Raw genomic sequence first — 18,820 nt, forward strand, 5'->3', positions numbered from 1 at the left:
ATGCGACCGGACATGCGAGAGCCCCCGGACCGCGGTGCGGTCCGGGGGCTCTCGGCGTCGGTGCGTCAGTCGATGGCGCCCGGCGTGGTCTTGGCGATCTGCATCAAGAACTCGCCGTTGCTGCTGGTCTTCTTCATCCGGTCCAGCAGCAGCTCGATGGCCTGCTGCTGGTCGAGCGCGTGCAGCACCCGGCGCAGCTTCCAGACGATGGCCAGCTCCTCGCTGCCCAGCAGGATCTCCTCCTTGCGGGTGGAGGACGCGTCCACGTCCACCGCGGGGAAGATCCGCTTGTCGGAGAGCTTGCGGTCGAGCTTGAGCTCCATGTTGCCGGTGCCCTTGAACTCCTCGAAGACGACCTCGTCGGCCCGGGAGCCGGTCTCCACCAGCGCGGTGGCGAGGATGGTCAGCGAGCCGCCGTTCTCGATGTTGCGCGCGGCACCGAAGAACTTCTTCGGCGGGTAGAGCGCGGTCGAGTCGACACCACCGGACAGGATGCGGCCGGAGGCCGGCGCCGCCAGGTTGTAGGCACGGCCGAGACGGGTGATCGAGTCCAGCAGGATCACCACGTCGTGGCCCAGCTCCACCAGGCGCTTGGCGCGCTCGATGGCCAGCTCGGCGACGACCGTGTGGTCCTCCGCCGGGCGGTCGAAGGTCGAGGAGATGACCTCGCCCTTCACCGACCGCTGCATGTCGGTGACCTCTTCCGGACGCTCGTCGACCAGGACGACCATCAGGTGGCACTCGGGGTTGTTGCGGGTGATCGCATTGGCGATCGCCTGCATGATCATCGTCTTGCCGGTCTTCGGCGGGGCGACGATCAGACCGCGCTGGCCCTTGCCGATGGGGGCGACCAGGTCGATGATCCGGGTGGTCAGCACGCTGGGGTCGGTCTCCAGGCGGAGCCGCTCCTGCGGGTACAGCGGGGTGAGCTTGCCGAACTCGGGACGGCTGCGGCCGGCCTCCGGGTCCATGCCGTTCACCGAGTCCAGACGCACCAGCGCGTTGAACTTCTCACGGCGCTCGCCGTCACGCGGCTGGCGCACGGCGCCGGTGATGGCGTCGCCCTTGCGCAGGCCGTTCTTACGGACCTGGGCCAGCGAGACGTACACGTCGTTGGGGCCGGGCAGGTAGCCGGAGGTCCGGACGAACGCGTAGTTGTCCAGGATGTCCAGGATGCCGGCGACCGGGATCAGGACGTCGTCCTCGCCGATCTGCGGCTCGCTCGCGCCCTCGAAGCCCTCGCGACGGCCGCCACGGCGGTTGCGGTCGCGGTAGCGGCCACGGCGGCCGCGGCGGCCACCGTCGAAGTCGTCCTCGTCCTGCGGCTGCTGGTCGCGCCGCTGGTCGCGCTCGCGGGTCTGGGTGCTCGGCTGCCCGCCGTCCTGACGGGTCTCCGGGCGCTCGCCGCCCTGGCGGTCGCGGTCGCGGCGGTTGCGCCGGTCGCGGCGGGTCTCGCGGTCGCCGCCCTGGCCGTCGGCACCGTCGCCGGCCTCCTGGCGCTCGGTCCGCTCCGTCCGCTCGGTGCGCTCCCCGCGCTCGCGCCGGTCACGGCGGTCGCGGCGGCCCTCGCCGGTCTGGCGGCCGTCCTCGACGGGCTTCTCACGGGTCTCGGTGGCCACAGCCGCGGACGGCTCGGCGCGCTCGGCGACGGTCTCCTGCACGGCCTCCGCTGCTGCACCCACGGGGGCGCCGGCGGCCGAGGTCGCCCGGCGGCGGGGCCGCTCGGTACGCGCCGGGGCGGGGGCCTCGGCGGCGGCCGCGGCGGCGTCGCCCGCCACCTGGCCGGGGATCTCGATCTGCTGCGCAGGCTCGGCGGCCGCAGCCCGGGCCCGGGTGCGGCGGGCGGGCTTCTCCTCGGCCGCGGCGGCCGCGGCAGGCTTGGCCTCGGCGGCCTTGGACCTGGCCGCGGTGCGCTTGGCGGCGGGGGCCGCGGTGGCCTCGGCGCCGGCGAGCAGCGGGTCGCCGCCGTGCTTCTCCTTGATGGCGTCGATCAGCTGGCTCTTGCGCATGCGGCCGGTGCCGCTGATGCCGAGGCCGGAGGCGAGCTGCTGGAGCTCGGCGAGGACGAGGCCGTTGAGGCCGGAGCCCGCAGTCCGGCGGCGCTTGGGCGCAGGGGCGGCAGCCGCTGCGTCCGGAGCGTCGGCGTCCGGGCGCGCGCCCATCAGATCGGTGGTGTCGCTCACGAAGGGTCCTTCCCTGGAGCGGACGTCGGCCTGTCTGGCTCGGCGACCGGTTGTGCTGTCCGGGCTGCGTGGTGTGCAGATCCGGGGCGATGTTCCGCCGGATGGCGGTTGAAGGTGTGGTGTGCGGTGTCCAGCGCGGCGCCGCTGTGCGCGTCGGCCTCACGCCGCCGCACCGCTCTGGATTCCGGGCCCCCGTCGCGTGACGACGACCCTGGAACCCCCGGGCGCGGCCTCAGGTGGAGGCCGGCGGCTGCGGGCGCCCCCTAGAGCGGTTGGGGCAGGGCACCGTCACGGCTTCGGGACGCGGCCGAACTCGCGCAGGCAGGCTGCGTACGCGGCGAGGCAGGCTCCCGGAGAATCGTGGTCCCGGGCTTCCGGTATGCCCCGTCGTGGTGGGGCGCCGGGATCGGGACACTGAGCACCGGTCCCCGGAGGGCTCCTGGTGCACGCATGAGATTAACACTACTGGACCCAACAAACATTCCCCCACCCTGAGTGCGCCAATCGTGTCCTGCGACTTCCTCGTCTCCCTCCCCCGTGGCCTCCCACCGCCCGTCCGGATCAGACCTCGAGCGGCAGTACAGAGGCACCGTCGTAGTCGAGCTCCAGACGGTGTGCCGCCCACTCCGGACCGGCGAAGCGGGTGAGCTTGTCGGCCGTACCGTCGTGTGCGAGCGCCAGCACGGTGGGCCCGGCACCGGAGATGACCGCCGGGACACCCTCCGCCCGCAGGGCGGCGACCAGCGCGGCGCTCTCCGGCATGGCGGAGGAGCGGTAGTCCTGGTGGATGCGGTCCTCGGTGGCCGGCAGCAGCAGCTCGGGGCGCCGGGTGAGCGCCTCGACCAGCAGCGCGGCACGGCCCGCATTGGCAGCCGCGTCGGCATGCGGAACGCTGCGCGGCAGCAGGCCGCGCGCGGTCTCGGTGAGCAGCGGCGTCGCCGGGACGAACACCACCGGCACCACCTCGTCCGACGGCTCCAGGCGCACCGCGCGGGCAGCGTCCTCGTCGGTCCATGCCACGGTGAACCCGCCGTACAGGCAGGCCGCGACATTGTCGGGGTGGCCCTCCAGTTCCGAGGCCAGTGCCAGCAGCCCGGCGTCGTCCAGCACCGAGGCACCGCCGATGGTGACCGCCCGGGCGGCGACGATGCCGGCGCAGATGGCCGCCGAGGACGAGCCCAGGCCACGGCCGTGCGGTATGCGGTTGGCGCACACCACCTCCAGGCCGCGGGGCTGGCCGCCGAGCACCTCGAAGGCGGCGCGCAGCGAGCGCACCACCAGGTGGCGCTCGTCCCGGGCCAGGGTGTCCGCGCCCTCACCGGCTATGTCGACATGCAGGCCGGCATCGGCCACCCGGACCACCACATCGTCGTACAGACCGAGGGCGAGTCCGAAGGCGTCGAAGCCAGGGCCGAGGTTTGCGCTGGTCGCGGGGACCCGCACCCGAACGGCTGCGGCACGGAACGCGGGACCGGCCATGCGGTGGACTCTCCTGGGATCGCTGGGCGTGCGGGGTGGGTTGCGCTCTCCGGGGCCTGCACGGGGGCGGAGCTCACGGGGCGGGCGGAGCCTGGGTGCAGCCGGGCCGCCGGGCCCGACGCGGGCCTGCGGTCCACCCGGCGGTGCGGGCCTGAGGAGCGCCCGGGAGGCCGGTACCGGTGACCTGCGCCACCCGTGGTCCCCAGGATATCGAAGAGAGGTTCTGCGGCGGTACACCTCGCCATGCTCTGCTCCGCCGCGTTTCCCCGGGACGGCGACGGGCCGGGCGCCGCCCGGGGGACACGGGGAGCCGCGCGGCCGGTGCGGTGCCGGCCTGCGGGCTCCCCGTGCCCCTGAGGGGATGTGTCGTACGTCCGGGCCGGCCCTGCCTGCCCGGTTGCTGCGTCCGGGCCGGTCCTGCGGCCCGGCTGCTGCGGATTCTCAGCCGGAGAGGCCGAGCCGCTCGGCGGCGGCGTCGGCGTCCACCGGGACGACCAGCGGCTGCGGGGCGCCCATCACGGCCCAGTCGGGGTCCTTGAGGCCGTTGCCGGTGACGGTGCAGACGATCCGCTGACCGGGGTCGACCAGGCCGCGCTCCGCCGCATGCAGCAGACCGGCCACCGAGGCCGCCGAGGCCGGCTCCACAAAGACGCCCTCGCGGGAGGCCAGCATCCGGTAGGCGGACAGGATCTGACGGTCGGTCACCTTGTCGATCAGGCCGCCCGACTCGTCCCTGGCGGCCAGGGCGTGCTCCCAGGAGGCCGGGTTGCCGATCCGGATCGCGGTGGCGATGGTCTGCGGCTGCAGCACCGGGGCGCCGTCCACGATGGGCGCGGAACCGGACGCCTGGAAGCCCCACATCCGGGGCCTGCGGGTGGCCAGTCCGTCCGCGGCGTACTCGCGGTAGCCGCGCCAGTACGCGGTGATGTTGCCCGCGTTGCCCACCGGCAGCACATGGATGTCCGGGGCGTCTCCGAGGGCGTCCACGATCTCGAACGAGGCGGTCTTCTGGCCCTCGATCCGGGACGGGTTCACCGAGTTCACCAGGGCCACCGGGTACTTCTCGGAGAGGCCGCGGGCCAGCGTGAGGCAGTCGTCGAAGTTGCCGTCGACCTGGAGGATCCGGGCCCCGTGCACCAGCGCCTGGCCCATCTTGCCCAGCGCGATCTTGCCCTGCGGGACCAGCACCGCACACACCATGCCGGCCCGCACCGCATAGGCGGCCGCGGAGGCGGAGGTGTTGCCGGTGGAGGCGCAGATGACGGCCTGCGCGCCCTGCTCCTTGGCGTGCGAGATGGCCATGGTCATGCCCCGGTCCTTGAAGGACCCGGTCGGGTTGGCGCCCTCGACCTTGAGGAAGACATCGCAGCCGGTCCGCTCGGAGAGGAGCGGGGCCGGGACGAGCGGCGTGCCGCCCTCGAGCAGGGTGACCACCGGGGTGGCGGCGGTGACCGGCAGGCGGTCCCGGTACTCCTCGATGAGTCCCCGCCACTGATGGGTGTGGCGCCGGGGGCTGTCGACGACGGCGTTCATGCTGCTCTCCTACTCCCCTTCGACCCGCATGATGCTGGCCACATCGCGCACGCTGTCCAGCGCGCGGAGCTTGTCGACCGTCGCCGACAGGGCGGCGTCGGTGGCGCGGTGGGTGACCACCACGAGCGAGGCGTCGCCGTCGCGTCCCTGCTGGCGGACGGTGTCGATGGAGACACCGTGCTCGGCGAAGACGGTGGCGACCTGGGCGAGCACACCGGCCCGGTCGGCCACGTCCAGGCTGACGTGATAGCGGGTGACGACATCGCCCATCGGCCGGGCCGGCAGTTCGGCATAGGCCGACTCGCCCGGCCCGGTGGACTCGGCGATCTTGTTGCGGCAGACCGCGACCAGGTCGCCCAGGACGGCGCTGGCGGTCGGCGAGCCGCCGGCCCCCGGTCCGTAGAACATCAGCCGGCCGGCCGCCTCGGCCTCCACGAAGACCGCGTTGTAGGCCTCCCGCACGGAGGCCAGCGGGTGGCTGAGCGGGATCATCGCGGGGTGCACCCGGGCCGTGACCGAGCGGCCGTCGCGGGCCCGCTCGCAGATGGCGAGCAGTTTCACCACACAGCCCATCTCCTTGGCGCTGCGGATGTCGGCGGCGGTGACCTCGGTGATGCCCTCGCGGTAGACCTCGGCCGCGGTGACCCTGGTGTGGAAGGCGATCCCGGCGAGGATCGCGGCCTTGGCCGCGGCGTCGAAACCCTCCACATCGGCGGTGGGGTCGGCCTCCGCATAGCCGAGCGCGGTGGCCTCCTCGAGGGCCTCCGAGTAGCCGGCGCCGTTGGAGTCCATCTTGTCGAGGATGAAGTTGGTGGTGCCGTTGACGATGCCCAGCACCCGGTTGACCTTGTCACCGGCCAGGGACTCGCGCAGCGGGCGGATCAGCGGGATGGCGCCGGCCACCGCGGCCTCGTAGTAGAGGTCGACCCCGGCGCCGGAGGCCGCGGCGTGCAGCGCCGCACCGTCCTGGGCCAGCAGCGCCTTGTTGGCGGAGACCACCGAGGCGCCGTGCTCGAAGGCTGAGACGATCAGTCCACGGGCGGGCTCGATCCCGCCGATGACCTCCACCACCACATCGATGTCACCGCGTTTGACCAGCTCCGCGGCGTCCGTGGTGACCAGGTGCTCGGGCACCCCGGGACGCGGACGGCCCGCCCGGCGGACCGCCACCCCGGCGAGCTCCACCGGTGCACCGATGCGCGCGGCGAGGTCGGCGGCGTGCGTCGTCATGATGCGCGCCACCTCGGAGCCGACCACTCCACAGCCCAGCAGCGCCACCTTCAGCGGCCGCGTACGCATCATCCGACTCCGCTCTCGTCATCCGTCGTCGTGCTTGTCCGTCGTGTTGCCCGTGTTGCCCGGGGGACGTACTACCGCCCCAGTCTCATGGAGTTCGGGACCGGATCTCCGCCCGTTCCACGATCTGAGACCAAGATTTCATCAACCGATATCGAGCCGCAGAAGATCCTCTTCCGTCTCCCGCCGCAGCACGGCCCGCGCCCGGCCGTCCCGCACCGCCACCACCGGGGGGCGCAGCGCATGGTTGTAGTTGCTGGCCATCGAGCGGCAGTAGGCACCCGTGGCGGGGACCGCGATCAGATCGCCCGGCGCCAGGTCGGCGGGCAGGAAGGCGTCCCTGACCACGATGTCGCCGGACTCGCAGTGCTTGCCCACCACCCGGCTGAGCATCGGCGCGGCGTCCGAGGAGCGGGAGACCAGCGCCACCGAGTACTCGGCGTCGTAGAGCGCGGTGCGGATGTTGTCGGACATACCGCCGTCCACGCTGACATAGGTCCGCAGGCCCTCCAGCGGCTTGACGGTGCCGACCTCGTAGAGGGTGAAGGTGGTGGGACCGGCGATGGCCCGTCCGGGCTCCACCGACAGCCGGGGGGCGCGCAGACCCGCCGCCGCACACTCCCGACGCACGATCTCCTTGAGCGCCGCCGCGATCGCCGCGGGCTCGCTGGGGTCGTCCTCGCTGGTGTACGCGATGCCGAGGCCGCCGCCCAGGTCGATCTCCGGCAGCTCCACCCCGTGCTCGTCGCGGATGTCGCTCAGCAGGCCCACCACCCGGCGGGCGGCCACCTCGAAGCCCGCGGTGTCGAAGATCTGCGAGCCGATGTGCGAGTGGATGCCGACCAGTTCCAGGCTGTCCAGCTTGAGCACCCGCCGGACCGCCTCGGCCGCCGCGCCCCCGCTGAGGGAGAGCCCGAACTTCTGGTCCTCATGTGCCGTGGCGATGAACTCATGGGTGTGCGCCTCGACCCCCACCGTCACCCTGACCAGCACCTTGGGGCGCACCCCCTGCTCATCCGCGATGAAGGCGAGCCGGGCGATCTCCTCGAAGGAGTCCACCACGATGTGGCCGACGCCGGCCCCCACCGCCTGCTCCAGCTCATGGGCGGACTTGTTGTTGCCGTGGAAGGCGATCCGCTCGGCGGGCATCCCCGCGGAGAGCGCCACCGCCAGCTCTCCGCCGCTGCACACGTCCAGGCCCAGGCCCTCCTCGTGCAGCCAGCGGACCACCGCCCGGCAGAGGAACGCCTTGCCCGCGTAGAAGACGTCGGCGTCCGCGCCGAACGCCTCCTTCCAGGCCCGGGCGCGGGCCCGGAAGTCGTCCTCGTCCAGGATGTACGCAGGCGTGCCGAACTCCTCCGCAAGGGTCCGCACATCGACGCCGCCGACGGTGGCCGCGCCCCCCATCGGGCCGCGGGAGACGGTACGCGCCCACACCTTGGGGTCGAGGGCATTGAGGTCGGCGGGCGGGGCGCTGTAGTGGCCCTCCGGCAGCACATCGCCGTGGCGGGGGCCCGCGGGGTGGGCGGAGCGGCTCATGGTGCTGGTCTCTCCTTGGACTCGGACATCTCGGGACTCGGACATCCCCGGGACTCGGGCATCCCAGGACTCGGACGTCTCGGCCGCGGACACCGTGCTGCGGCCGTCGGGAGGTCTCCCTGTGCGGAGGGGCGGCGGGGTGAGATCACCGCCGCCGCCCCTCCACCGTCATCGCCGGCGTTCGCCTGCGGCCGTCACATGCGCTCCGGCGCCGAGACGCCGAGCAGGCCGAGGCCGTTGACGATCACCGTACGGGTCGCCTCGGCCAGCCAGAGGCGGGCGCGCGTGAGGTCGGTGGCCTCCTCGTCGCCGCGCGGCAGGATCCGGCAGTTGTCGTAGAAGCGGTGGTAGTCGCCGGCCAGCTGCTCCAGGTAGCGGGCCACCCGGTGCGGTTCACGCAGCTCGCCCGCCGAGGCGACCACCTGGGGGAACTCGCCCACCTTGCCCAGCAGCGCGTTCTCCCAGGGGCTGTCCAGGAGCTCCGGCTTGAAGTCCTCGGCCGAGCCCTTGTCGATGCCCAGCTGGGCGGCGTTGCGGGCGACCGAGCACATCCGGGAGTGCGCGTACTGCACGTAGTAGACGTGGTTCTCGTTGGAGGTGCTGGTGAGCACGTCGATGTCGAGGGTGAGCGTGGAGTCGGTGGAGGAGCGGGCCAGCGAGTACCGGGCCGCGTCCACGCCGATCCAGTCGACCACGTCGTCGATGGTGATGATGTTGCCGGCCCGCTTGGACATACGGACCTCCTCACCACCCCTGATCATCTTCACGAACTGGCCGATCAGGACCTCGATGTTGTGCTCGGGGTCGTCACCGGCGCAGGCCACGATCGCCTTGAGCCGGCCCACATAGCCGTGGTGGTCCGCCCCCAGCATGTAGACGGCGACGTCGTTGCCGCGGTCCCGCTTGGAGAGGTAGTAGGCGGCGTCGGAGGCGAAGTAGGTGGTGTCGCCGTCCGCCTTGATCAGGACGCGGTCCTTGTCGTCGCCGAAGTCGGTGGTGCGCAGCCAGATGGCACCGTCCTGGTCGAAGACATGGCCCTGCGCCCGCAGCCGCTCCATGGCCTGCTCCACGGCGCCGGACTCATGGAGCGACTTCTCGGAGAACCAGACGTCGAAGTGGACGCCGAACTCCTCCATGGAGCGCTTGATCTCGTCCACCATCAGCGTCAGACCCGCGCTGCGGAAGACCTCCAGCTGCTCCGCCTCGGGCAGGTCGAGCACGTCCGGGTGGCCGTCCACGATCTGCTTGGCGATGTCGCCGATGTAGGCGCCGACATAGCCGTCCTCGGGGACCGGCCGGCCGTTGGCCGCGGCCTGGAGCGAGGCGCCGAACTTGGCGATCTGCACGCCCGCGTCATTGATGTAGTACTCGGTGGTGACCTCGGCGCCGGCCGCCCGGAGGACCCGGCCGAGCGAGTCGCCGACCGCGGCCCACCGCACACCGCCGATGTGGATCGGTCCGGTGGGGTTGGCGGAGACGAACTCCAGGTTGATCTTCAGCCCCTGGAGGGCGTCATTGCGGCCGTAGGCCTCGCCCGCCTCCACCACGGTCCGGGCGAGGGCGCCCTGGCTGGCGGCGTCCAGCGTGATGTTGAGGAAGCCGGGACCGGCGATCTCCACCTTGGCGACACCCGGAAGCTGCTGGAGGCGGGCGGAGATCAGCTCCGCCACCTGTCGCGGCGGCCTCCCGGCCGGTTTGGCGAGCTGGAGCGCCACATTGGTGGCGTAGTCTCCGTGGTCCTTGTTCTTGGGCCGCTCGACGGTCACCTGCTCGGGCATGGCGACGGTCAGTTCGCCTGCCTCTACGACGGCGCGAACCGCGGACAGCACTGCCTGGGAAAGCTCTGCGGGTGTCACGGTGCAAGCCTAGGCGAGAGGGGGGTGTGGACCGCCATCGGGTTTCAGGGGTGAGACAGTGCGCGTCGTCCATGCCTGGTGTGCCGCGTCCGTCACGTTTTCCCACCGGCCTGCCCGATCCGCCCGATATTGAAGCCGCTTCGCCGACAGTCAGTGCACTTGTCCAGGGCCTGGCGGGCGCGTCGGGACTCCCCTAGTCCGTTCGCGGAGAGCGGAACATCCGGCCGGGTCGGCTCAGCCCCAGGCGCACACCCGCACCGCTCCCGGCCCCCGGCCCGGACCCGTCCGCACCGGGCTGCTGCCCCGGGGGCAGACCCATCAGCCTGCGCACCAGCTCCACCAGGTCGACCGGCTCGAACGGCTTGCCGAGATAGCCGTCCACGCCCACCGACTCGCCGCGCTCCAGATCCGCCGGAGTGCAGGCACTGACGATGGCGATCCGCAGATGGCTGGTACGGGGGTCGCAACGCAGCCGCGCCGCTGTCCGCAGCCCGTCCAGCCGGGGCATGACCACGTCGAGGGTGACGACGTCGGGCTGGACTCGCTCCACGATCTCCAGGCACTCGGCACCGTCGGCGGCGGTCACCACCTCGAACCCCTCGAGCTCGAGATTGACCCTGATCAGCTGTCGGATCACCTCGCTGTCATCGACGACGAGGACCCGACCGGACACGTCAGGCACATCACCGAGGGTAGGTGCGGCCCCACCGGCCCGTCTCTGTTTTGCCCACTTCGGCGCCCCACCAGCCCCGATTCACCACGTCCGGTGACCGGCGCCCGGTCCGGCGGGCTCCCTCCCCCGACGCCCGCCCGTCCTCCGAACACTCCGGCGCCTCCAAAACCCTGTGCGTGTCCACCCCCTCCGAGCTGGTAGTGTTCTTCCCGTCGCAAGGACAGGCCCCCGTAGCTCAGGGGATAGAGCAACGGCCTCCGGAGCCGTGTGCGCAGGTTCGAATCCTGCCGGGGGCACTTCGCAAGAAGTGCCAGAAGACCCCGTGACCAGCAGTGATGCTGGGCGCGGGGTCTTTTTTGCAGCTACGGCCGACGGCCGGGGGAGGCAGTCGGCCGCCTCGCGTGCCGACAGCCCGACGGCATGGTGGACCGGCGGCACGGGAGGCCGGCGCCGCCCGTCGGGACCGCGCGGCGCGGGCCCGGGCGGGCCTCCCCCGCTCGCGGGGCCGTCGTCCACCGCCCAGGATGGATGCAGGGCAGGCCTGCACCGCCGCAGCCGGCATCGACCCGGCCGCCCGGGGCTGTCCGCCGCCCGTACCGCAGCCGTGTGCCTGCCGAGGAGAGCCCATGAGCCCGGAGAGCAACCTCGCCGTTCAGGAGCGGTTCGGCGCAGCCGTCAACACAGGGAGGCTGGAGGACCTCGACGGCCTGGTCGCACCCGACTGCCTGGACCACGATCCGGCACCCGGCCAGGGGCCCGGTGCCCAGGGCTACCGGGACATGTTCGCGCAGATGCGGGAGGCGTTCCCGGACCTTCATGTGGAAGTGGAGCATGTGACGGCCACCGCGGACGACGTCGCCATCGCCTACACCCTCACCGGCACCCACAACGGCCCGCTGATGGGCCATGGACCCACCGGCCGGCGGATCTCGGTGCGCGGGGTGCAGATCGCCCGCTTCTCGGACGGGCTGATGGTGGAACGCTGGGGCAGCAGCGATCAGCTGGGGATGCTCGCCCAACTCGGTCTGGGATAGCCCCTGTTGGGCCTGTCGGCCCGGAGCCTGCCCGTCGGGGCAACCCGTCCAGGGGCGCCCCGCTGGTCGCTTCGCTGATGCTCCCGGACCCCGGACGGCAGCAGAGCCGCTGCCGTCCGGGGTCCCTGCGCGGGTGAGCCGGTTGCCCCGGGCGCCATCCCCGGAGGGCGCCCGGGGCCGCTCTTACCGGCGGCCTGTGGTCAACTGCCGCTGGTGTCAGTGGAAGCGGTGGCCACGGTGGTGGTGGTGACGGTGGTGACGGCGGGCGTCCCAGAAGAAGTGGCCGTGGCGGTTGTGGTCGAAGCGGTGCCAGCCCTCGTGAGTGGCGGCCTTGGTGGGAGTGGCAGCGGCGGCGGTGCCGGTGCCGGCCAGAACGGCGGCCAGGGCCACGCCGAGGGCGGCGGCGAAACGGGCTACGCGCATAACGGTCTCCTGTCACAGCAGACGCGGTGAGCGCCTGCACGGGTTGGACAAGGAAACGTTCGCTCGCGGAGGGGCCCCAGAACCCGCGGCGCGCCCGCAATGACACTCGATCTATTGGAATGTACTGATTCTGGGAACCGGACGGTGTGGGCAATCCGTGGCACCTCCACCCGCTGCTCCGGAAGCCCGCCGACCCCCGCCGGGCCCACCCGCCGCACGGCCCCGGAGGCTCCCGCGTCACCCATGGGCGGCTCGCCCGGGGCCGCACCCACGCGCGACGGCACCCGACATGGCCGCACCGGACTCGGCAGGACATCTGCGGGGCGTCTGCGACAAAGGCGGATACGCGAGGCCGGCGCGGAGGCGACACCCGGGGCGGGGGCACGGCAGGCGCCCGGAGCCGGGCCCGGGGCCGAGGTTCACATCCCGGAATCTGCTGGGACGCATGCTCCGCAGTCCCTAGGCTGCGGCCATGATGTCACCGGTCGCTGCCCCTGCCCTTGCTGTGCGCGCCGCCACGGTGGGCGCCTCTCCCGTACGCGAGATCCTCGCGCTCACCGCACGCCCGGAAGTGATCTCCTTTGCGGGCGGGCTGCCCGCGCCGGAACTGTTCGACGGGGCCGGCCTGCGGGCGGCGTACGACCGGGTGCTGGCGGAGGAGCCGCACCGGGTGCTGCAGTACTCGACCACCGAGGGGGACCCGGCGCTGCGGGCGGCCGTGGCGCAGCGGCTCTCGGCGAGGGGACTGGCGAGCTCACCGGACGATCTGCTGATCACCGTGGGCTCGCAGCAGGCGCTGACGCTGCTGTCGATGGCGCTGCTGGAACCCGGCGATGTCGTGCTGGTGGAGGACCCCACCTATCTGGCGGCGCTGCAGTGCTTCGGCTTCGCAGGCGCGCGGGTGGTGCCGGTCCCGTCGGACGACTCGGGGATCGACCCGCAGGCGCTGGCGGAGCTGGTGGTCCGGGAGCAGCCCAAGCTGCTCTATGTCATCCCCAACTTCCAGAACCCCACCGGTCGTACGCTCTCCGCGGAGCGGCGGCAGGCGGTGGCGGAGGTGGCCGCCCGGCACGGACTGTGGATCGTGGAGGACGACCCCTATGGTGAGCTGCGCTTCGACGGGGAGCCGGAACCCTGGATCGCCTCACTGGAGGCGGCGGCCGACCGAACGGTGCTGCTGGGCAGCTTTTCCAAGATCATGGCGCCCGGTATGCGGCTGGGCTGGCTGCGCGCACCGGCCCTGCTGCGCCGCGCCTGCGTGATCGCCAAGCAGGCGGCGGACCTGCATTCCTCCACGGTCGACCAGGCGGCTGCCGCACGCTATCTCGCAGACACGGACCTGGACGGACATCTGGGGCGGGTGCGCGACGCCTACCGGGAGCGCCGCGACGCCATGCTCGCCGGCCTGCCGGGCGCCCTGCCCCAGGGCAGTTCCTGGAACCGGCCGGAAGGCGGGATGTTCCTCTGGGTTCGGCTGCCCGACGGTATGGATGCCACGGCGCTGCTGCGGGAGGCCGTCGCACGCGATGTGGCCTATGTGCCGGGGGCGCCGTTCTTCGCGGGCCCGGCGGACCGGGCGGCGTTGCGGATGTCCTTCACCACGCATACGCCGGGCGAGATCGACGAGGGCCTCAAGCGGCTCGCAGGGGTCTTCGCCGAGGACTGAGGTCCTGTGAACGACGGTCGGCCCCGCCTGGGACAGGGCGGGGCCGACCGCTGACGTCGCGTCAGGGGCGGTGGCTGAATTCGCCGTCCCGAGCACCGTCGAGGAAGGCCTGCCACTCACGGGCGCTGAAGGTCAGCACCGCGCCCTGAGGGTCCTTGGAGTCGCGGATCGATGCGCCGCCGTCCGGGGCGGGCGCCACCTCGACACAGGTGGAGTCGCCATTGCTGTGGCTGCTCTTGCGCCACTCCTGACGACCGGCCTTCTCGTGCTGCTGCCGGGTGGTCTTCTCCCGGTTGGTCTTTGCAGACATCTTTGTCTCCTTGCCGGACCGGCGCCCTTCGCCGCGCCCGGCACCAGCCTGCCTCGCGCCGCACACGTACGCGACTCGAACAGTTACTCGGAGTCATGATCCCGGGATCCGGCGCAGGATCCGGCCCGGGACCAGTCTCCGGCCGGGGCGATCGGGCCTAGGACGGCCAGCCGTCCATCAGGGAGTGCACGGTGATCCGGGGCGAGGTGGGTGAGGCGAAGAAGCCCGCCCGGGTGGGCGCCGCATGGGCGGATGTGCGGCCGGCCGCGGACTTCAGTACGGAGACCACCCGGGCGGCCAGATTGTCCGCCTGCTGCTTGAGGGCGGCGGGTGAGTCGCTGGTGCCGCGCAGCGCCTGGAGCTCCCGCTGGATCCGGGCGAGTGCTGCCCGGTCGGCGCTGTTCAGGTGGATCGGCTGCGGGGTGTCGACGATGAACTGGTAGGCCCCGGCCATGGTCTGGCAGCCGGTGCAGTGGTTGTTGGTGGCCCGGCTGACATTCCTGGCGTCCAGATGGAGGTGGCTGCCGCCCATGGTGACGATCTGGAAGGAGATCGCCACCGAGCGGCAGTGCTCGCTTCCGGTGCAGCCGCTGGAGGAGGCCAGGGCCTGGTTGACGACGCCGGCACCGACCGTGTCGCCGTACTCGTGGATGGAGAGCGAGGCCCTGAAGTCGCGGGTGTGGACCCGGTTGGCGTTGCTGATCGCCCCGTCCACCGCGACGTGCACCTCGGGCATGGTGAGCCCCGAGGAGGCCGGAGCGGGGCCGACCACGGCCTCGGCCGGGGCGGCGGTGGCGACGGCGGCCAGTCCGGCGGTGGCCAGCAGGCCGATGCGCAGCAGCTGCTGGGCGCGCTGAGGGCGCTCTTTGCGATGGTGGGTCTGGGTCATGGACTGTCTCCGATTGCGCTGGTCGATGGTTCAGCTCGGCTGCACTGAGGCAGGCGGCGCGGTGTCGGTCGGCGGCGGTGTGTCGCTCGGCGGCGGCGTACTGCTCTCCGACGGCGGTGGGGCACTGGTCTCCACGGGCGGCTGGGCGCTCTCCGAGACCGGGCTGCTCGCCGATGGCGAAGCGCTCGTCCCGGCCGGGGGCGGAGTGGCTCCCGCCGGTTGCGCTGTGGCGCTGGCGCGCGGCGTGGTGCTCGCGGCCGCCCCGGACGCCGAGGGGCCGGTCGAGGGCACGCCGGTGGCGGAGGCGCTCGGGGCACCGGTGGCCGCGGAGGGTCCGGGTGTCGCCGTCGCGGTGTGCTGCTGGATGCGGCCCGGGGTGGAGCCGCGGCCGGGCCCGGGTGCCGTGCCCGGGGTGCTGGTTGCCGGGTGGCTCGGCAGATTGGGTTGCAGGGCGGGGACGATGGGTGCGGCGGGCGGCAGCGGCTTGGGGGTGAGCCCATGCGTCCAGGCGCCGACCAGGACGGCGCCGACGCAGCCGATGCCGACCAGCAGCCCGATCCTGGCGGCGGGCCGCCCCGCGGTGGCCCGGCCCGCGGACCGGATCAGCCGGTGCCCGACCCGCACCACCAGATAGGCGATGCCTGCCATGGGCAGGATCAGCAGCACCGAGCCCACGACGCCGAGGACGGATTCGGCGACGGCCCCCTCCCGGAAGGCGGCGGCGGTGCCGGTGATCTGGTCGGTGAGGGACCGCTGGGCGGTGGAGAGGATGCGCGGCAGGTTCCACAGGGCGTAGGAGAGCTCTCCGACCACCAGCGGGACCATCATCAGCACCCAGCCGGTGACCACCACCCGGGCGGAGCGCTTGAGGTCGGCGACCTCGCGCTGCACCGGGCGCCCGGGGACCATGCTCAGCAGGATCGGTTTGATCTTGCCGAAGAGGTCAGGGACGCCTGCCAGGTCTCCGAGGATGTAGTAGCCGTCCAGCCGAAGTGCCGGCATCAGCTGTTCCAGCACCTCGAAGTGGGCCAGATAGGCCGCTGCGAGGAAGACCTGCTGCCCGGTCAGGAAGTAGCTTCCGAAGAGGCCCAGGATGAAGACCATATTGAAGTAGATGCCGCCCAGGTCGGTCCGGATGCGGCCGCCCCTGCCCAGCCGGTAGACGTCGGTGACATCGGTGTACATCGCCGGCCAGATCAGATAGAGCCCGCACCCGATGCAGCCGGGGTGGGCGCCGCCGTACCGGCAGGCGGAGGCATGGCCGAACTCATGGAAGACCATGGAGGCCACCGTCAGCCCGAGCACCACCAGGAGCAGCACGGGCTGCTCCAGGGTGTGCAGCACCGGGGTCATGGCACCGAACCAGCCGAAGAACCAGACGTCCAACCCGGCTGCGGCGAGCAGCGCGGCGGCCACCGCGGGCGGCCGGTGCAGCCAGGAGAGCGAGCGGGAGATCCGGGCGACCCGGCGCTCGTTGAAGAGGACCTTGTGGCCCTTGAGGCTGAGCAGCAGGTCGGTCCGGGGGGCGTCGACCTGGTCGTCGTCCTGACCGGGCGGGACGGTGATGCCCAGCGGCTGGAGCTTGTTCTCCAGCAGATAGGCGATGTTGTCCGGACTGACCTCGCGGCCGAACTCGGCGCTCACCCGGAAGGCGATGCGCTCGCGGTCGCGGACGCCGTCCACGGCGCAGGCCACCAGGTAGAGCAGCCGGGTCAGCTGGACCACCTGCCCGTCGCCGCGGCGGGCGATGTAGCGGGGCTCGGCGAAACCGGAGCCGCGGTACTCGCCGTGCAGTTTCAGGCCGGCGCTGAGGCGGGGCGGCAGCGCGTCGTCGTCCTCAGGCTCCGGTTCGGGCTCCGTCTCCGGTGCCAGGGCCTCGTAGGTGTACCAGGCGTACTGCTGCCCGGGGCCCTGGGCCGGGGCATAGGGCCCCGGGCTCCCGCCCTGGTCGTCGAGCGCGGTCATGACTGTCCTCCCCCTGGGCCCGCTCCCCCGCGGGCCGATGCGCGCCGCGGTGGCGGGGGCGACTCCTGCCTCGCCCCCGCCACCGCGGGTGGTGCGTGTTACTGGCTGATGGAGATGGACTGGTTCGCCGCGGACTGGGCGACGGCGAACGGCGAGTGGTCGTTCAGCGCCAGCGACTCGTTGGAGGCGGCGACATTGGCCACGTGCTTGGTGACGTTGACCGTCTTGGCGAAGCTGAGGCTGAACTTGGTGAGCGCCTCGCGACCGGGCAGCAGGTCGGCGGACTCGGCGGCCAGCTCGTCGATGTTCATGGACATGTTTGTCTCCTTGCGTACCCCACCGGCGGGGTGTGCGCCGCCGGTGGGTGGTTCCATACGGGGTGCGGTTCGCGGTCAGGCGACTGCCTGACGCTGCGTCACTGCTTGATGCTGATCGACTGTCCGGCGGAGGCCTGCGCCACGGCGGCGGGCGACCACTGGTTGACGGCCTGGGAGCTGTTCTCCGCACTCACGTTGGCCACGTGCTTGGTGACGTTGACCGCCTTGGTGATGCTCAGGCTGAACTTGGTGAGGGCCTCGCGGCCGGGCAGCAGGTCGGCGGACTCGGCGTCGAGCTCACGCGGGTCAAGCATGGTCTTCTCCCCCTCAGGGATAGGCAGATTTCGGTCCGAACCGCTCAGGAACCCCCCCGAGACTGTCCGATCCGTTCGGACGTCCTGTCCGACGAGATTGGACAGTAGTCGGGCCCGACCGGACGCCGCAAGCCGATTCCGGCAGCTGTGTGCAACAGACCTGTAACAGCGAGCGACGTCACCGGCTGCGCGCGGCCCTCGGGCGGGACGTCCGGCCGCACCCCTGCGAGGGCGCCCGACCGCTTCGGCGCAGGATGTCCGGCCCTAGACTGGGCCCGCCGTAAGCCCGAGCAGGAAGCGACCACCAGTGGCCAATGCGTTGCAGGAGCTGATCCGGGAACGACTGGACCGACACGGCTGGTCGTACGGCGACGTGGCGCGGCGCGGCGGCGTCCCCCGGTCGACGGTGCACCACCTGGCCACCGTGGAGGCGATCCGCCGGATGCCCCAGCCGGCCACCCTGGAGGGTCTGGCCCGCGGGCTGGAGCTGCCGCTGGAGACGGTGCGCGGCGCCGCCGCCGAGGCCTGCGGGATCCACCTCTACGCCGACGAGGCGCGCGACCCCGAGGTGGATGTGCTGATCGCCAGCCTGAAGCAGCTCTCCATGGAGGACCGCAGGCACGTCGCGGCGCTGGTGGAGTCACTGCTGCGGCGGGGCGGCTGACCGCTCCGGGCACCTCCTGCGGATCGCACGGCGGCTGCGGCCCACACCTCCGGTCGCGGATCTCGTCACAATTGAGGAAGTACAGGTTCCCGTTGGGGGATATCGCCGTTCGGCCCGCGACCGCGGCTGAGCGCCGCGCCTATCGTCGCCTTCTGCCCCGGGGTCGGTGAGAGCCGCGGACCCGCCGGGCCGTGGGGGACCCATGCCGATCGAACGGCGGCCCGGCCGACCGCGTCTGACAGTGGTGCACGGAGTGCGCGGCTGCCCCGCGGCCGCGGTGGCCCGCCGGCCCGGGACCGGCTCGGTGGTGGTGCTGCTGCCCGACGACCCGGTCCCCGACGGGCCGCAGGCGCTGGATCTGGTGGCCGCACTGCTGACCCGGCAGGAGATGCGCCGGCTCCAGGAGTGCCTGGCTGCCCTGCGCCGTGGCGAGGGCCGCCAGGAGGTGCTGGCCGGCGCATCCGTGCTGGTCTGCGACGACGATCGCGCGGATACGGTGGCCGGCTAGCGCACTGCGCAACGGACCCCCGCCGCCGGCCACTCCGGCCGGCACCAGGGAGGTGCCGCACCCCGCGGTGGCCGTGGGTGAGCAGCAGAACGCCGGCAGGCCCGGCCTCCGGCGCCGCGCACCCCCGCCCCGTCCGGCGGCCGGCCCCGGCGGCGGCCGCCGGCAGAAGCT

Annotated in this window: 17 protein-coding genes and 1 tRNA gene; 5 read left to right on the top strand and 13 right to left on the bottom strand. The window is 72.4% G+C overall.

Annotation, left to right across the window (positions count from 1 at the left end; translation table 11 throughout):
- Window positions 1–65: 65 nt before the first annotated feature.
- From rho to AB0761_RS14370, 7 genes are all read right to left on the bottom strand, one after another.
- The gene (gene rho / locus AB0761_RS14340; protein ID WP_377269380.1) at window positions 66–2,183 is read right to left on the bottom strand and encodes a transcription termination factor Rho; all 2,118 of its coding nucleotides are present in this window, start codon (window positions 2,181–2,183) and stop codon (window positions 66–68) included.
- Between the two features lie 561 nt (window positions 2,184–2,744).
- Complete coding sequence (gene thrB, locus AB0761_RS14345; RefSeq protein WP_377269381.1) at window positions 2,745–3,662, bottom strand: homoserine kinase; 918 nt, start codon at window positions 3,660–3,662, stop codon at window positions 2,745–2,747.
- A gap of 441 nt (window positions 3,663–4,103) precedes the next feature.
- Window positions 4,104–5,195, bottom strand: coding sequence for a threonine synthase (gene thrC, locus AB0761_RS14350; RefSeq protein WP_377269382.1), 1,092 nt, complete (start codon window positions 5,193–5,195; stop codon window positions 4,104–4,106).
- 9 nt (window positions 5,196–5,204) lie between these two features.
- On the bottom strand, window positions 5,205–6,497 hold the full coding sequence (locus AB0761_RS14355; RefSeq protein WP_377269383.1) for a homoserine dehydrogenase: 1,293 nt from the start codon (window positions 6,495–6,497) through the stop codon (window positions 5,205–5,207).
- A gap of 138 nt (window positions 6,498–6,635) precedes the next feature.
- The gene (gene lysA / locus AB0761_RS14360; protein WP_377269384.1) at window positions 6,636–8,030 is read right to left on the bottom strand and encodes a diaminopimelate decarboxylase; all 1,395 of its coding nucleotides are present in this window, start codon (window positions 8,028–8,030) and stop codon (window positions 6,636–6,638) included.
- A 194-nt stretch (window positions 8,031–8,224) separates the two neighbouring features.
- Window positions 8,225–9,886, bottom strand: coding sequence for an arginine--tRNA ligase (argS, locus tag AB0761_RS14365; RefSeq protein ID WP_377269385.1), 1,662 nt, complete (start codon window positions 9,884–9,886; stop codon window positions 8,225–8,227).
- Window positions 9,887–10,079: 193 nt separating this feature from the next.
- Window positions 10,080–10,568 carry a response regulator gene (locus tag AB0761_RS14370; RefSeq protein WP_377269386.1) on the bottom strand — a complete coding sequence of 163 codons (489 nt, stop codon included), beginning with the start codon at window positions 10,566–10,568 and terminating at the stop codon, window positions 10,080–10,082.
- Between the two features lie 215 nt (window positions 10,569–10,783).
- Between AB0761_RS14370 and AB0761_RS14375 the strand changes: the two genes are divergently transcribed.
- Window positions 10,784–10,855 (top strand) — tRNA-Arg (locus tag AB0761_RS14375).
- A 330-nt stretch (window positions 10,856–11,185) separates the two neighbouring features.
- Entirely contained in the window at window positions 11,186–11,593 is a 408-nt protein-coding gene (locus tag AB0761_RS14380; RefSeq protein WP_377269387.1) for an ester cyclase, read from the top strand.
- A gap of 216 nt (window positions 11,594–11,809) precedes the next feature.
- Here AB0761_RS14380 and AB0761_RS14385 read toward each other — a convergent pair whose 3' ends face one another.
- Window positions 11,810–12,016 (bottom strand): hypothetical protein, encoded by a 207-nt coding sequence (locus AB0761_RS14385; protein WP_377269388.1) that lies wholly within the window; start codon window positions 12,014–12,016, stop codon window positions 11,810–11,812.
- A 472-nt stretch (window positions 12,017–12,488) separates the two neighbouring features.
- Here AB0761_RS14385 and AB0761_RS14390 point away from each other — a divergent pair, with 472 nt between their 5' ends.
- Window positions 12,489–13,682 (top strand): PLP-dependent aminotransferase family protein, encoded by a 1,194-nt coding sequence (locus tag AB0761_RS14390; RefSeq protein WP_377269389.1) that lies wholly within the window; start codon window positions 12,489–12,491, stop codon window positions 13,680–13,682.
- Between the two features lie 61 nt (window positions 13,683–13,743).
- Here AB0761_RS14390 and AB0761_RS14395 read toward each other — a convergent pair whose 3' ends face one another.
- From AB0761_RS14395 to AB0761_RS14415, 5 genes are all read right to left on the bottom strand, one after another.
- Window positions 13,744–13,992, bottom strand: coding sequence for a DUF397 domain-containing protein (locus AB0761_RS14395; protein ID WP_377269390.1), 249 nt, complete (start codon window positions 13,990–13,992; stop codon window positions 13,744–13,746).
- 157 nt (window positions 13,993–14,149) lie between these two features.
- On the bottom strand, window positions 14,150–14,881 hold the full coding sequence (locus tag AB0761_RS14400) for a hypothetical protein (protein ID WP_377269391.1): 732 nt from the start codon (window positions 14,879–14,881) through the stop codon (window positions 14,150–14,152).
- 30 nt (window positions 14,882–14,911) lie between these two features.
- On the bottom strand, window positions 14,912–16,846 hold the full coding sequence (locus tag AB0761_RS14405; RefSeq protein ID WP_377269392.1) for a hypothetical protein: 1,935 nt from the start codon (window positions 16,844–16,846) through the stop codon (window positions 14,912–14,914).
- A gap of 98 nt (window positions 16,847–16,944) precedes the next feature.
- Window positions 16,945–17,163: a hypothetical protein gene (locus AB0761_RS14410; protein WP_377269393.1), complete on the bottom strand. Its 219-nt coding sequence runs from the start codon at window positions 17,161–17,163 to the stop codon at window positions 16,945–16,947.
- Window positions 17,164–17,261: 98 nt separating this feature from the next.
- The gene (locus AB0761_RS14415; protein ID WP_377269394.1) at window positions 17,262–17,477 is read right to left on the bottom strand and encodes a hypothetical protein; all 216 of its coding nucleotides are present in this window, start codon (window positions 17,475–17,477) and stop codon (window positions 17,262–17,264) included.
- A gap of 307 nt (window positions 17,478–17,784) precedes the next feature.
- Between AB0761_RS14415 and AB0761_RS14420 the strand changes: the two genes are divergently transcribed.
- Both AB0761_RS14420 and AB0761_RS14425 read left to right on the top strand, forming a co-directional pair.
- Entirely contained in the window at window positions 17,785–18,141 is a 357-nt protein-coding gene (locus tag AB0761_RS14420; protein ID WP_377269395.1) for a helix-turn-helix transcriptional regulator, read from the top strand.
- Window positions 18,142–18,343: 202 nt separating this feature from the next.
- Window positions 18,344–18,649: a hypothetical protein gene (locus AB0761_RS14425; RefSeq protein WP_377269396.1), complete on the top strand. Its 306-nt coding sequence runs from the start codon at window positions 18,344–18,346 to the stop codon at window positions 18,647–18,649.
- Window positions 18,650–18,820 lie beyond the last annotated feature (171 nt).

Origin of the sequence: Peterkaempfera podocarpi, assembly GCF_042466665.1 — a bacterium.
Classification (GTDB): Bacteria; Actinomycetota; Actinomycetes; order Streptomycetales; family Streptomycetaceae; genus Peterkaempfera; species Peterkaempfera podocarpi.

Excerpts from the sequence above, each read along its gene's own strand:
- AB0761_RS14385 (WP_377269388.1), bottom strand. The coding sequence starts at position 12,016 with ATGCGCGTAGCCCGTTTCGCCGCCGCCCTCGGCGTGGCCCTGGCCGCC.
- AB0761_RS14390 (WP_377269389.1), top strand. The coding sequence starts at position 12,489 with ATGATGTCACCGGTCGCTGCCCCTGCCCTTGCTGTGCGCGCCGCCACG.
- AB0761_RS14355 (WP_377269383.1), bottom strand. The coding sequence starts at position 6,497 with ATGATGCGTACGCGGCCGCTGAAGGTGGCGCTGCTGGGCTGTGGAGTG.
- lysA (WP_377269384.1), bottom strand. The coding sequence starts at position 8,030 with ATGAGCCGCTCCGCCCACCCCGCGGGCCCCCGCCACGGCGATGTGCTG.
- thrC (WP_377269382.1), bottom strand. The coding sequence starts at position 5,195 with ATGAACGCCGTCGTCGACAGCCCCCGGCGCCACACCCATCAGTGGCGG.
- AB0761_RS14380 (WP_377269387.1), top strand. The coding sequence starts at position 11,186 with ATGAGCCCGGAGAGCAACCTCGCCGTTCAGGAGCGGTTCGGCGCAGCC.
- AB0761_RS14425 (WP_377269396.1), top strand. The coding sequence starts at position 18,344 with ATGCCGATCGAACGGCGGCCCGGCCGACCGCGTCTGACAGTGGTGCAC.
- thrB (WP_377269381.1), bottom strand. The coding sequence starts at position 3,662 with ATGGCCGGTCCCGCGTTCCGTGCCGCAGCCGTTCGGGTGCGGGTCCCC.
- AB0761_RS14405 (WP_377269392.1), bottom strand. The coding sequence starts at position 16,846 with ATGACCGCGCTCGACGACCAGGGCGGGAGCCCGGGGCCCTATGCCCCG.
- AB0761_RS14410 (WP_377269393.1), bottom strand. The coding sequence starts at position 17,163 with ATGTCCATGAACATCGACGAGCTGGCCGCCGAGTCCGCCGACCTGCTG.
- AB0761_RS14395 (WP_377269390.1), bottom strand. The coding sequence starts at position 13,992 with ATGTCTGCAAAGACCAACCGGGAGAAGACCACCCGGCAGCAGCACGAG.
- AB0761_RS14415 (WP_377269394.1), bottom strand. The coding sequence starts at position 17,477 with ATGCTTGACCCGCGTGAGCTCGACGCCGAGTCCGCCGACCTGCTGCCC.
- AB0761_RS14400 (WP_377269391.1), bottom strand. The coding sequence starts at position 14,881 with ATGACCCAGACCCACCATCGCAAAGAGCGCCCTCAGCGCGCCCAGCAG.